This window comes from Aliidiomarina celeris (assembly GCF_003316875.1).
GTDB lineage: Bacteria > Pseudomonadota > Gammaproteobacteria > Enterobacterales > Alteromonadaceae > Aliidiomarina > Aliidiomarina celeris.
In genome coordinates this window covers 616,772-630,411 of the sequence record NZ_QMIL01000001.1, presented here as the reverse complement: position 1 = coordinate 630,411, position 13,640 = coordinate 616,772, and the positions used below count along the sequence as shown (strand labels likewise).

Sequence of the window (13,640 nt, the reverse complement as noted above, 5' to 3'; positions counted from 1 at the left end):
ATGAGTACAGATTTTATTCTGCCCGATATCGGCGAAGGTATTGTTGAGTGCGAAATTGTGGAGTGGCTGGTAAAAGAAGGCGACAGCATTCAAGAAGACCAAGTGGTTGTGGAAGTCATGACCGACAAAGCCGTAGTGGAAATTCCGGCGAAGTTCGACGGCACCGTAACCAAGCTCTATTATGCCAAAGGTGACATTGCCAAAGTGGGCGAACCTTTGTTTGCTATCGGTACAGACAGCAGCGCAGCAGCGCCGGCTGAAGCTGAAACAAAGCCAGTGGTGAAAGAGCCTGCACCAAGCCCTACGCCAGCGCCGACGACCAGCCATAACAGCGCCTCGGACTTTATCTTACCGGATATTGGAGAAGGTATTGTAGAGTGCGAAATTGTGGATTGGCGTGTTGCCGAAGGCGACGCTGTGAAAGAAGACCAAGTGGTTGTTGAGGTTATGACCGACAAGGCGGTGGTTGAGATTCCAGCCAAGTCGGACGGTGTGGTAAGCAAGCTTTATCATGCAAAAGGCGATATTGCCCGTGTTGGTGAACCGTTGTTCGCACTGCAAGGCGAAGGCGGTACCGCGGTTGCTGGAGAAGCCACTACAGCACCTGCGACTACGTCTGCGCCTGCGCCAAAGCGCAGTGCTGGCGGTGAGTTTGAAGCGCCACAACCTGCAGCACCCGGTAAGGCATTAGCGAGCCCTGCGGTGCGCCGTCGCGCCCGTGAGTTGGAAATTGATCTCACAAAGGTGCAGGGGTCGGGCAAGAAAGGTCGGATACTGAAGGAAGACTTGAGCAGCGCTAACGCAGCGAAAGCGTCTGACGCTTCGGTTCAGCCGGCGAAAGAAGGCAGCGCCAGCGAGAGCCGTGCGACTACCGCAAACCACGCAACGGGTGGCACTCGCACTGAGCCTATGCGCGGTGTGCGTGCAGCTATGGCCAAGCAAATGGCGGAGTCGGTGCGAACTATTCCGCATTTTACCTATGCAGAAGAGTTCGATTTAACGGAGTTGCGTTTGTTGCATGGGCGATTAAAAGCACAATATGCGGAACAAGGTATTCGTTTAACGCTGATGCCGTTTTTTATCAAGGCTATGAGTTTAGCGTTAAGTGAATTCCCGATTATGAACGCACAGCTGAACGACGATGCGACCGAGATTACCTATTTTGACGACCATAACATTGGTATGGCGGTAGCCACCAAAATAGGTTTAATGGTTCCGAACATTAAAGCGGTGCAAAATAAGTCGCTGCTAGACGTAGCTGAGGAAGTAAACCGCCTCACCGCAAGTGCGCGTGAAGGTAAAGTTGCGGCTGCAGATATGAAGGGCGGCACCATTACTATTTCCAATATTGGTGTAGTAGGAGGCACGGTTACAACGCCGATCATTAACAAGCCGGAAGCTGCCATAGTGGCCTTGGGTAAAGTACAAACCTTGCCACGTTTTGCCGCAGACGGCAGCGTAGTAGGGCGCGACATGATGACCGCGAGTTGGTCGGGTGATCACCGTATTATCGACGGTGCAACCATCGCCAACTTCAATAAACGCTGGCAACAGTTTTTAGAAGACCCGATGCAAATGCTTACGGTGATGCGTTAAGCCGTTCGGTTCGCAATGACCGTTTCGATGCATTAAAAAAAACCCTGCGAAAGCAGGGTTTTTTGTTGGGTGCGCCGCAGGCTACGGCTAAACTTCCGCCTCTTTCATTTCCTTCTCCAAGCGCTTACTTTCGTCGGCACGCGGCTTCACGAAGCGCGCAAGGCCTAGATAAAGTACCGGCGTTAAGTAGAGGGTAAACACCATGGCAATACCCAAGCCACCAAATACCACCCAGCCTATAGCATTGCGGGCCTCTGCGCCGGCGCCGGTGGAAAGAATTAAGGGCAGCGCACCCAACAGGGTTGAAACCAAGGTCATTACTATTGGGCGCAAGCGAATAGTGGCAGCCTGTTCAACGGCTTCGCGCACGCTGTTGCCTTTGTCTCTTAGCTGGTCGGCGAACTCCACCAGTAGAATAGAGTTTTTCGCTAACAGGCCAATGAGCATAACTAAACCAATTTGCGAGTAAATGTTAATGCTATTGCCGGTTAAGAAGAGGGCGAACAAGGCGGCAGCGATTCCAAATGGAACCGTAATCATCACCACAATTGCGCTATTCACACTTTCAAATTGAGCGGCAAGCACTAAGAATACAATAAGGAAGGCCAGAACGTAGGTTAGAAGCACTTCCCGAGCGGTTTCTTCGTACGCCTGCGCTTCACCCATAAAGACTAAGCCAATGCCTGAGGGGAGATTGGCTTGGGCAATATCGCGCAGGGCTGTCACTGCCTCCTCAATACTCATAGAATCGGGTAGCTCCATGTCTATTTCAATGGCGCGTCGTTGTGATTGCCGCTCAAGTTCCGCGGCAACACCCTCTTCGGTAATGGTCGCAATACTAGATAAGGGTACTAAACTGCCGTCGCGAGCACCCACGTAGAGGTTCTCTAAGTCGATTGGATCTTGCACGCGACTGCGGTTGGCCCGCAGCATAATGGGGATAGACTGATCACCAACATTCAAGTCGGCGATATCGTCGCCATTAATGGCGACCCGCAAGGTGGTTGAAATGTCCGATAGCGGCACACCAAGCTCTTCTGCGCGTTGACGGTCTATGTTTACCCGTAGCTGTGGCTGTGTGGGCTGATAAGAAATACGCGGAAAGCCTAATTCTGGCAACTTCTCCCGTACTTCCGCAGTGAACGCTAAGGCAGCGTCGTAAATAATTTCATAGGTGGGGCCGGTTAACGCGAGCTCTAAGCCGCCACCTTGCCCACGCAAGTTTAAGCTGTTGCTGCCAAACGCGCGCCCAGAAACACCCGCTACGCTGGAAATAGGCTCGTTAATGGCGTCGATAATATCTTGCTGGCTTTTATCGCGCTCGTCCCAATGCTTTAACTTAGCGGTAATAAAGGTAAGGTTCGGATCCCATTGACCCACTACAGTGAAAATGGAGTCAATGTCGCCACTTTCTGCGTATGGCATTAAAATTTCTTCCAGCCGATAGGCTTGGCGGTCCATAAAGTCGAGGCCGACACCGTCGGGCCCGCGAGCGAAAATACGCACAGTGCCGCGGTCTTCTGTGGGCATAAGTTCATTCTCTAGGCTTTGGTAGAGTGTGAAAGCACCGCCTGCAAGCGCCAAACTAATAACCAGCACCCACCATGCGTGGTTTAAGCAAAACCCTAAACTACGGGCATAGAGATTGACTAAACGGTCTCCAAAGCGCATGAGTAAGCTTGCTTTACCTTTTTTGATCGGCAGCTTTGCAGTGAGTGCAGGCACCAAGGAAAGTGCAACAAACGACGAGATAATGACTGCAATAGCAAGAGTGCCGCCAAACTCGCGGAACAGCATGCCCGCGGTGGAGGGTAAAAAGGCGATCGGGATAAACACCGCCGCGAGTACAGCCGTGGTTGCAACTACTGCAAAGAAAACTTCGCGAGTACCAATCACGGCAGCAGCGCGCGCACCTAAGCCTAAGCTGCGACGCCGTTGAATATTTTCGGTCACTACAATGGCGTCGTCTACTATTAAACCGGTGGCCAGCACGAGGGCCAATAAGGTAAGAATATTAATAGAAAAACCGAGCACCCAGAGAGCAGACAACGCACCGACTAAGGCCACTGGTATACTGGCTGCTGGTATAATAGTGGCTCGCCATGAACCAATGAATACACGTAATGTAAGAATAACTAAGGCAATAGTGAGCGAGAGGGACACAATGACTTCACGTACAGACCCGCGGATAAACTCGGCGTCGTCGGAGGTTACTTGGAAGGTGAGTTCAGGAAAACGAGCCTGCAGTTGTTCGATCTGATTTAAAACTTCGTTCGAAATTTCAATGGTGTTGGAGCCGGCTTGGCGCAAGATACCCATACCAATAACGGGGCGGCCGTCGAGCCGCACCATATTAGAGGCGTCGGCAGGGCCAAAAAATACGTTGGCAATGTCGCTAATACGGGTGTCGCCGCTAATAATAATGTCTTCGACTTGCTCCGCGCTTACGGAAGTTGCGTCTGCACGTACAATCAGTTGTTGGTCGGTTGATTTTAACGAGCCGGCCGGCACGTCGAACGGCGCTTGGCGTAGTACGTTCGCTACATCGGCAACGGTAAGGTTGAAACTCGACAACCGCAATGGGTCAATGTTAACTCGCATGACCCGCTCGCGCGCGCCTTGCAGCTGCACGTCGGCGACACCAGGAATGTTCAGGAACAGCGGTGCTAAGTCTGTTTCAATCCGTTCCGTTAACTCTTCGAGTTGAAGGGTGTCGGAGCTTACCGCTACACTGACCACCGACTGGGCGTCGTTGTCGGCCTTAATAATTGCCACTTGTTCCACTTCGGGAGGTAATTGCCGTTGCACGCGGCTTACCGACTCGCGCATTTCATTGGCGGCGGTGTCTAAATCGACAGTGGGCCTAAACTCAACAACAATACGAGTGCTTCCTTCTTCGCTCGACGAGCGAATAGACTTCACACCACTAACACGGGCAGCTGCCGCTTCGAGTCGGCTTGTTACTTCTGAATCTACGGTTTCCGGAGAGCCGCCGGGAAAGCTTGCGCTCACGGTCACAATCGGCCGATCAACGTCTGGCAGTTCGCGTACCTCTAAACCATTCAGCGCTGCAATACCCGCGATAATAATCAGTAGGTTGAGTACAACAATCAGTACCGGGCGGCGAATGGCCAGCGAGGGTAAGTCATTGGTGAGTGCGCTTTCGTTACTCATTGGCTCAGCTCCTCAGCATTCGAAACATTAAGCGCTTGGCCAGGGCGTAATGTTTGCACGCCTTCAACTACAATTAAGTCTTCCGATGTGAGATCGGCGTCTACTAATAACGAACCGCGGCGGCGCTGTTGAATCTCTACGTTCACCCGTTCGGCCTTGCCCTCAGCTACACGCCAAACAAAGGCGCCTTCGGCTCCCCACATCAGTGCGGCTTCTGGAATAACGGCATAGTAATCGCCTTCAATTTCCAACCGAATACGAAAGCTCATGCCGGGTCGATATTTGTCATCCTCGTTTTCTAGGAGTGCGCGCACACGAATGGTACGTGTTTGTGGGTCAACCCGAGAGTCGATATCGGCAATGTTGAGGGTGAGTATTTCGGCACTGTTTTGCCAAGGTGTGGCGGCAACCGTGTCGTTGTTCTGTAGTAAATTTAGCGCGGTTTCTGGGGCTTGGAAGTCCACGTAAAGTTGTTCGCGATTGTCGATGGTGGTGACCATGGTGGTGGCGCTAATACGGTCGCCAGGCTGAATATCGGTAATGCCCACAACGCCGTCGAAGGGGGCGCGCACAAAGCGGTCTTCCAAGTTAGCTTCGGCTTCTCGAACTTGCACTCGAGCGAGATCACGAACGGTGAGGGCGTCGTCGAGATCGCTTTGCGGAATGGCGCCTCGCTCTCGGCTGGCACGCAAGCGCTCAACGGTGCGCTCCGCATCAACCAATTCAATTTCAGCGCGCTGTAAGGCTGTACGCTGGCGGCGGCTATCGAGCTCGAGCAAGATGTCACCTTGTTCGACATATTGGCCGGCCACGAAACGCACGGAGGTGACCAAGTCGCCCACAGCGGGGTAGATCAGTACAGATTGCACCGACTCGGTGTTGCCCACCGCTTCAACCCGTTGAGTTCTCGCGTCGAAGGCTATTTTACTCGCAACCACTTGTGCAGGGCGGTTGCCACCCCATTGTTGGGCTTGGCTCATTGGCGCTACAAATAGGGCCGTGAGGGCAGCGGTGAAAAGCGCGAACTTCATTGAGCGCATGGGTAATCCTTATAAAAAAACGTACTGAGTGAACGATATGTATAGGGTACGTATTTTCTGCGCTTTTGATCAGTTCGCTGCCATTAGCTGAATGCTATTTGCGATTAGCAACCATTTTGCGTACCAAGCTAGGAAAGAAACGGTTCAGCAAAGGCGCGAGTTTACTTAGGCCATCTGCAACCACAACCTCTGCCTTTTGTGCTTTGATAGCTTTTACGATTGCGCGCGCGCATTGCTCCGCGGAAATACCTCCGGCATTGTCGGGGTCGGCTTGATTAAGGGGTTGACCGTTACCCACCAGTGAATTATGGGCAATGGCGGTGTTTACAAAACCGGGACAAATGGTGGTGCAATGCACGCCGTGTTCACGCATTTCTGCGCGTAAGCAGTCCATAAAGCCAATCACGCCAAATTTTGAACCTGCATAACCACTGCGGAGTTTGGTGCCAACCTTGCCGGCCACAGAAGACACCGTAACAATATGACCACTTTGGCGCTTAACCATGCTGGGTAATACAGCTTGGGTAAGGGCAACAACGCTAAAATAGTTGATGTCCATTAATTTGCGATAAACACTGAGATCGGTTTCTAATGCCAAGCTTCGCTGCGACACGCCTGCGTTATTAATTAAAATGTCCACTTGATGTGCGGCAACCACTTTGGTCGCAGACTCAAATGCGTGTTCAGGTTGCATTAAGTCCATTACGGCAACATGGTGCTGGCCGGGTAAACGGTTGGCTAATGCCGTGAGAGTGTCCTCACTGCGCGCCGTTAAAATGAGTGATGCGCCTTCGTTCGCAAGCGCTTCAGCGAGGGCCAAGCCAATGCCAGAAGAGGCGCCTGTTAACCAAATGGTTTTGCCGTGCAGTGAACTCATTTTAAATTCCTCAGTTATTGTTTTTTGTTATGTGTTTTAGTTATCGGCTTTGCCAGTGCATGATCCGCAGGGGGGTGTTCAAGCAGCGATTTAACCGGCCGGAAGCTTTTGCGATGAATGGGGCTTACCCCATGCTGCTGTAACAACTGCAAATGCTGCTTGGTGGGATAGGCTTTGTGCTTGTTAAATTCGTACATTGGGTAGCGTTCATGCCACTCGAGCATTTGCCGATCACGCTCAACCTTAGCCAATATTGAGGCGGCTCCAATGCACTGTTCAATGGCGTCGCCGCCGATAATTGCTTCGGCCGGCACCGACAACCCCGGCGGAATTCGGTTACCGTCGATGAATGCCTTATCGGGGGCTATACTGAGTGACTCGATCGCGCGCTTCATGGCTAACATAGAAGCATGCAGTATATTAAGCTGATCAATTTCATCGGGATCACACTGCGCAATTGCCCATGCTAAGGCTTTTTCTTTAATGATCTCACTTAACGCATTGCGCTTCTTTTCGCTCAGCTTCTTCGAGTCGTTAATACCCTCGATAGGCTGGTTCGGGTCGAGAATAACCGCCGCAGCCACCACCGGGCCGGCGATGGGGCCGCGGCCAGCTTCGTCTGCGCCACACACTAACAGTTGCGTGCTCATTGGGCAGGCTCCGCGTTGTTAGGTTTTAAATTGAAACACAGATTTTCCATAATCGACTTGAGTTGGCTCAGGGCAGGCTTAATTTCGTCCAAGCGGATGAACTCGTCGGGCTGATGCGCTTGGGCAATAGAGCCCGGCCCCATAACAATGGTTTCGCAACCGAGCTGATTAACAAAGGGCGCTTCGGTGCAATAGTTTGCTGGCTCAGCGGCATGCCCGCTTATTCGCTCGGCAAGTTTGACTAAGGTTGCGTCGGCCGCACACGCATAACCTGGAATAGGTGGGTGCATGGCTTCTATAGCAATTGCGTTGGGATAACGCTTTTGCAGTTCACCAAGGCGTGCGTGCAGCAGTTGATCTAACAAGTCGATAGACATGCCTGGCAGTGGGCGCATGTCCATGTGGAGCTCACAGCAGGCGCAAATGCGATTTGCCGCGTCGCCACCGTGAATGTGGCCAAAATTTAAGGTAGGGTAAGGTACTTTAAATGCGGGCTCATTAAAGTTGTCTTTAAAGTGCTGTTGCAGTTCCATCATTTCAGTAATGACTTGGTGCATAACCTCAATGGCGTTGAGCCCGGCGGCAGGATCAGAACTATGCCCGGTTCTTCCGGTAATGCGAATGCAGTCGGTACTATGGCCTTTGTGCATGCGCACGGGCACCATATTGGTCGGCTCGCCAATAATGGCGTATTCCGGTTTTAAATTGGCAAAACGATGCAGCTCGCGGGCGCCAGCCATGGTGGTTTCTTCGTCAGCAGTTGCCAAAATGTAAAGGGGCTTGGTGAGCTTGCTTAAATCGAGCTCGCGCAGGGCTTCCAAAACGAAGGCAAAAAAGCCTTTCATGTCGGCGCTTCCCAGCCCGTAAAGTTTATTGTCGGCTTCCGTAAGCTCGAACGGGCTTCGGGTCCAACGGCCTTCGTCCCAAGGCACGGTGTCGGTATGGCCTGCCAGTAGCAAGCCTCCGCTCAGGTGCGCGGGACCGATACGAGCGAGTAAATTGTATTTTCCCGCTTGGCTCTCGAGCGCTTCTATTTGTACTTCAAAACCGAGCGCTGTTAACCATTGGCCGAGTTGGTCGATTACCGCCTTGTTCGAAATATCCCATTCGGGGTTTAGGCACGACACAGAGGGCGACGCGATGAGCGCACGATACATGTCGAGAAAAGCAGGAAGTTTAGCCATAGGAATGCATACTCACGGTTAGAATTATTTACAGTTGCTATGAAGCCTCAACGGATTGTGTTGGGTTCAGGGGCGCACAACAGAACGCCTTCAGTTTAACATTAAATGTGCAGAGTGGAAGCGGTGGCTAAGTACGAAGGCTTCTATGATAGATCAAACCGATAGTTTGTTGAGGCCATAAAAAAGAGCCGCAATTGCGGCTCTTTTTTGCTACCCATTTACTGCAGTGAATTATCCTGCAGGGTAAAGGTAGTTGGCTTGCACTCCGAGTGGAATTCCAACTGTCCAATACAAGAGTAAGAACGCGGTCCAAACAATACCCAGTGCAACACTGAACGGCAGCATCATGGATACCAAGGTACCAATGCCGGTACTCTTCACGTAACGCTGGCAGTACACCACAACCAAGGGGAAGTAGGGCAGCAGCGGCGTAATAATGTTACTCACCGAGTCACCTACGCGATAGGCTGCCTGGGTAAGGTCGGGAGAAATACCGAGTTGCATGAGCATAGGCACGAAAATCGGCGAAATGAGCAGCCATTTTGCACTGGCAGAGCCGACGAAGAGGTTAATAATGGCCACCAGCATGATAATACCCACCAAAGTAACGGGTCCTGGTACAGCGAGTGACTGGAGGAAATTTGCCCCTTTCATGGCCAGTAATATGCCGAGGTTAGAGTCGCCGAACGCGCGAATAAACAAAGCACAGAAAAAAGCCATAACCAAGTAATACGCCATGGTTTCCATGGTTTTTGACATGGCCATAATCACGTCTTTGCTTTCTTTAAAGGTGCCCGCAACAAAACCATGCACAATGCCCGGTACCCAGAACAGAAGGAAAATGAGCGGCACAATCGACTGCATTAAGGGTGCGTCGAAGGCGGCAATTTCACCGGTGGGTGAGCGTAATGCAGAATTTTCCGGCAGCACTACCGCAACTAGAATCGCAATACCCGCAAGCATGGTGAGTCCGCCGGCACGGAATGCCTTGCGATCTTGAGGTGTTGCGTCTTCAATTTTTGGAATCTCGTCGGGGTCGCCGTCGATCTGGACACCCTTTAGGCGAGGCTCGACAATCTTGTCGGTAAGGTACCAACCCACCAATACCACCACAATGCTTGAGGCGGCGGTGAAGTACCAGTTGTTCAGCGGGTTTAATAGAATGTCGGTGTCGTAAAGGCGAGCCGCTTCTTGGGTAATACTTTGTAGCATGGGGTCGATGGCACTGGGCACGAAGTTGGCACTGAAACCGCCCGACACACCCGCGAACGCCGCCGCAATACCTGCCAATGGATGCCGCCCTGCCGCGTAGAAGATAATGCCGCCGAGCGGAATAACTAATACGTAGCCTGCGTCGACCGCGGTATGGCTTACAATGGCCACTAAAATAAGAATAGGTGTGAGTAAGAACTTAGCCGTGTTGTTCAACAGCAACTTAATGCCTACGTTAATAAAACCACTGCGTTCTGCCACACCAATACCGAGCATGGCAACCAGCACTACACCTAGAGGTGCAAACGAGGTGAAGGTTGTTACCATGTTGGCCAAGAAACTCGCCAAAGCGTCGGGTGCTAAGAGGTTATTCACCACAATTGGGCTGGCGGTACGAGGGTCGAGTTCGCTGTAACTAAACTGAGCAAAAATGAGGCTCAGAATCCATACGATGACCAGTAAAGCAGCAAACATAACCGCGGGATCAGGCAGTTTGTTGCCGATAACCTCAATGCGGTTGAGAATGCGGTTTATTAGAGTGTCTGGGTTGTCCCCAGCATTTGCGTTGTTATTGTTGCTCATTGTTATTCCCCGTGGTTATGCGCACGTGTTCTCTATAGGTTTAACGGATGTTAATCGGCTTGCTAGTGGGCTAAGAATACATGGAACCGTGCGCAGGGGGTAGGGGGAAAAGCGAGGAATTCCCGATTTAGAACAAAATGCGCGCGCCAAATCCCCAGGTTGATTGGGAATACACGTCGCTAAAGGTTACGCCAACCGACATTTGAGGCGTGAAGTAATACCAGCCAGAGGCTACCAGACCGTGCTGTTTCGCCATGCCTTCATATTTTATATAGCGGTAACCTACGCGTGTTTCAAAGGCTTCAAAGCGATTGCGAAAGCCGGTATTGAGGGTATGAAAATTACTGCCAGAACCGAACACGTTACCGCTTTGAGCATAGCGGCCAACAGAAGCGGATAAGTCCCAGGTAAGACCGTCGGCAATGGTGAAGTAACGGCCCAAGCCAAGGTCGATTACCGACTCGCGAAAGGAGTTGCCTCCGGTGCGATACCGCGAATTTTGGTAAGTACCTGTAACGAAAAATTGATGGTCAAGTTCATACTCAGCGTCTAAAAAAATACCACTTTGAGTGCGGTTGCCGTCGGTGTACGAGGCCGAAACATGCGTATAGCTGGGCTGTGTAAGGGTAATTGACTGGGCAGAGAACGCCACAAAGGGTAATGCAGTGAGCGCGGCATACACAAAAAACTTCATACGGGAGTTCCTATATTTAGTGTGATGAAGCGAGATTATACCATTATTGGCTCGGCAGAGAATGTTTCGACGTAAGGATTCGGTTAATGAACGAATCAGGAACTTGCTTGGCAGCGTATTCATGTATGATTATTGCTATTAATTCTATTGCAATGAGTTTGCTCATCAAAACGGATAAAAGGTATGAGAATGAAAAAAATGCTGAAATATGGATGGGTGCTGAGCGCATTATTCGTAAGCTTATCGGCTGCAGCAATTGACCGTGACCAAGTATGGGTGCATGAAGTTGATCGTGCTCAAGTGGGTGTGGCGCTTGCTGATAGCCCGCAAGCCAACATGTTACGGTCGAGTTTAATTCAGTCGTGGTTAAATACGTTGCCCGGCGGAACACGCCTCACAGAGAAAAACGGCAGTATCGAAAACTTGCCTGTGCTTCATATACCGCTGGCTACCCAGCGCTTTACCCAAGGTAAGGTGTCGGTCGCTGGCGCCGAGCAAGTAAGCTTTTACTTAAATGGTGAATGGGTTGAGCAGACAGAGGGTAGTGCTGAACTTGTGCTGCCAACGGGTGACCATCAATTGCTGGTGTTGGTTGAAAAGGCCGACGATTGGCAAGCGCTTGAAGTAAGCTGGCAAGGCAAAGCGGACCACGACCAAGTGAATGCAGAGCTACCGAACCGACTGCGGGTAAGTCAACCACTGATGTTCGACGCGGAAACAACGACCTACGTGAATGCGTCACCGAATGGTGAATTTTTGGTTTGGCGCCGTGAGCATTACACAGAGGCTACAGGAAATACTGCTCAAGTTGACCTACAAGTTTTTGACGCACGTGCAGAGCGTACGATTTTTCGTTGGCAAGACGGTTCCGCACACAGTTTTGCCTGGAATGACGACAGTGAACGGTTAGCCTTTATACAAAATAACCGTGTTCAACTCTTAAACTTAACCGATTTGTCGGTAACACCGCTGAGTAGCGCATTAACTGGCGCGCGCGGGCTGCATTGGCTGTCGGCTAATGAACTGGTGTTCAGTTGGAACGAGCGGGGCGAGCAAGACGGCGACACCGTAAAACGTTACCGCGCTTTAGAAGACCGCTGGAGCTACTTTCGTGACAACAGCCAGCTCTATGTACTGAATACTCAGTCGCAGGCGCTTAAGCAAATTACGCAAGGCGACAGTTCGATCAGCTTTGAAGCGAGCCACGCAAGTGGTGATCGTATTTTGGTGAGTGAACGCAAAGTCGACTATCGTGAGCCTGCACACTATTTAATGCTGCTGCGTGAAATGAACCTTGCAACGGACGAAGTTATCGAACTCGGTGAACACCGCACGTTTAATCAAGCGTTTTACGTGAATGACGACATTTACGTAGTGGCGGGTCCGGAATTTGGCGACGGTGCGGGGCGAAACTTGCCAGAAGGTTTCCTCGCTAATAACTATGACGGGCAGCTGTATCGGTTGGCGCGCAATGGCGAGGTGACTCCGTTAAGCGTGAATTTTAATCCGGCGATTGGTTCTGCACAGGCGTTAACCAACGGTGATATTTTATTGTCGACGACTGATCGAGACCGCACTCAGCTCTATAGATACCGCACCAGTGATGGCCAATATACGCGTATCAGTACCGGTGTAGATGTGGTGAATAGCTTTACTGCAAGTAAAGAGAGCACGCCACGTATTTACTTTGCAGGTAGTGACGCGACCAAGCCAAGCCGCATGGGACGTATCGCGCTCGACGAAAACACCGCTGCGGTGCTGTGGGACAGTGCACCTCTCTACTTCCGTAACCATCATATTCATGACATTCGTGAGTGGAACTTCCAAAATGAGCGCGGCGATACCATTTATGGGCGCGTTTATTTACCGCCAAACTTTAACCCGCGTTCGAAGTATCCGGCATTGGTGTATTACTACGGCGGTACTTCGCCTGTTCAGCGTGGATTCACTGGGCGTTATCCGTTTAATCAATGGGCGGCACAAGGGTATGTGGTGTACGTGCTACAGCCAACCGGCGCAACCGGCTTTGGCCAAGAGTTTTCGGCGCGGCATGTGAATGCGTGGGGTGAATACACAGCCAGCGACATTATTGAGGGCACTAAGCGTTTCCTCGACGCGCACGACTTTGTTGATGCGGATCGGGTGGGGCATTTGGGGGCCTCGTATGGCGGCTTTATGACCATGTTACTTGCCACCATGACGGATATCTTCAGTGCTTCAATGTCGCATGCCGGCATTAGCAATATTACCTCATACTGGGGTCAAGGTTGGTGGGGCTTCTTGTATTCTGGTGAAGCGTCGAAAGGCTCGTTCCCGTGGAATAACGCAGAACTCTACAGCCAGCAAAGTCCCGTGTTCCATGCGGACAAGGTGACTGCACCGATGTTGCTGATACACGGCGACTCCGACACCAATGTACCGCCGGGCGAAAGCCACAACATGTACAGCGCACTGAAGCTGCTCGGCAAAGAGGTGGAACTGGTGGAATACAAAGGTGTAGACCACCACGTGATCGACCGCGAAACACGCTTTCACTGGTGGGACACCTACATGGCATTTTTCGACAAGCACTTGAAAGATCAACCAGAATGGTGGGACTATTTGTACCCAGAAAAATAACCATAAGTTTTT

General features: G+C 51.4%; 9 protein-coding genes. 2 read left to right on the top strand and 7 right to left on the bottom strand.

Features of this window, described 5'->3' with window-relative positions:
- Entirely contained in the window at positions 1-1,596 is a 1,596-nt protein-coding gene (locus DQW12_RS02950; RefSeq protein WP_113906357.1) for a dihydrolipoyllysine-residue acetyltransferase, read from the top strand.
- 87 nt (positions 1,597-1,683) lie between these two features.
- Here DQW12_RS02950 and DQW12_RS02945 read toward each other — a convergent pair whose 3' ends face one another.
- The 7 genes from DQW12_RS02945 to DQW12_RS02915 form a co-directional block, all read right to left on the bottom strand.
- Positions 1,684-4,770, bottom strand: coding sequence for an efflux RND transporter permease subunit (locus tag DQW12_RS02945; protein WP_113906356.1), 3,087 nt, complete (start codon positions 4,768-4,770; stop codon positions 1,684-1,686).
- The gene (locus tag DQW12_RS02940; RefSeq protein WP_113906355.1) at positions 4,767-5,810 is read right to left on the bottom strand and encodes an efflux RND transporter periplasmic adaptor subunit; all 1,044 of its coding nucleotides are present in this window, start codon (positions 5,808-5,810) and stop codon (positions 4,767-4,769) included. The genes DQW12_RS02945 and DQW12_RS02940 overlap by 4 nt, the downstream gene beginning before the upstream one ends.
- A gap of 94 nt (positions 5,811-5,904) precedes the next feature.
- Positions 5,905-6,687, bottom strand: coding sequence for an SDR family oxidoreductase (locus DQW12_RS02935; protein ID WP_113906354.1), 783 nt, complete (start codon positions 6,685-6,687; stop codon positions 5,905-5,907).
- 14 nt (positions 6,688-6,701) lie between these two features.
- Positions 6,702-7,337 (bottom strand): ribonuclease HII, encoded by a 636-nt coding sequence (gene rnhB, locus DQW12_RS02930; protein WP_113906353.1) that lies wholly within the window; start codon positions 7,335-7,337, stop codon positions 6,702-6,704.
- Entirely contained in the window at positions 7,334-8,521 is a 1,188-nt protein-coding gene (argE, locus tag DQW12_RS02925; protein ID WP_113906352.1) for an acetylornithine deacetylase, read from the bottom strand. Before argE ends, rnhB begins: the two co-directional genes overlap by 4 nt.
- 231 nt (positions 8,522-8,752) lie before the next feature.
- Complete coding sequence (locus DQW12_RS02920; protein ID WP_113906351.1) at positions 8,753-10,315, bottom strand: AbgT family transporter; 1,563 nt, start codon at positions 10,313-10,315, stop codon at positions 8,753-8,755.
- A gap of 127 nt (positions 10,316-10,442) precedes the next feature.
- A complete protein-coding gene (locus DQW12_RS02915; RefSeq protein WP_113906350.1) occupies positions 10,443-11,009 on the bottom strand; it encodes a hypothetical protein in 567 nt (188 codons plus the stop codon).
- Between the two features lie 189 nt (positions 11,010-11,198).
- Between DQW12_RS02915 and DQW12_RS02910 the strand changes: the two genes are divergently transcribed.
- Positions 11,199-13,628 (top strand): alpha/beta hydrolase family protein, encoded by a 2,430-nt coding sequence (locus DQW12_RS02910; protein WP_157957834.1) that lies wholly within the window; start codon positions 11,199-11,201, stop codon positions 13,626-13,628.
- Positions 13,629-13,640: the final 12 nt, after the last annotated feature.

What these genes read in the sequence shown, in the direction of transcription:
- DQW12_RS02910 (WP_157957834.1), top strand. Translation starts at nt 11,199, where the DNA reads ATGAAAAAAATGCTGAAATATGGATGGGTGCTGAGCGCATTATTCGTA.
- DQW12_RS02950 (WP_113906357.1), top strand. Translation starts at nt 1, where the DNA reads ATGAGTACAGATTTTATTCTGCCCGATATCGGCGAAGGTATTGTTGAG.
- DQW12_RS02935 (WP_113906354.1), bottom strand. Translation starts at nt 6,687, where the DNA reads ATGAGTTCACTGCACGGCAAAACCATTTGGTTAACAGGCGCCTCTTCT.
- DQW12_RS02945 (WP_113906356.1), bottom strand. Translation starts at nt 4,770, where the DNA reads ATGAGTAACGAAAGCGCACTCACCAATGACTTACCCTCGCTGGCCATT.
- argE (WP_113906352.1), bottom strand. Translation starts at nt 8,521, where the DNA reads ATGGCTAAACTTCCTGCTTTTCTCGACATGTATCGTGCGCTCATCGCG.
- DQW12_RS02940 (WP_113906355.1), bottom strand. Translation starts at nt 5,810, where the DNA reads ATGCGCTCAATGAAGTTCGCGCTTTTCACCGCTGCCCTCACGGCCCTA.
- DQW12_RS02920 (WP_113906351.1), bottom strand. Translation starts at nt 10,315, where the DNA reads ATGAGCAACAATAACAACGCAAATGCTGGGGACAACCCAGACACTCTA.
- rnhB (WP_113906353.1), bottom strand. Translation starts at nt 7,337, where the DNA reads ATGAGCACGCAACTGTTAGTGTGTGGCGCAGACGAAGCTGGCCGCGGC.
- DQW12_RS02915 (WP_113906350.1), bottom strand. Translation starts at nt 11,009, where the DNA reads ATGAAGTTTTTTGTGTATGCCGCGCTCACTGCATTACCCTTTGTGGCG.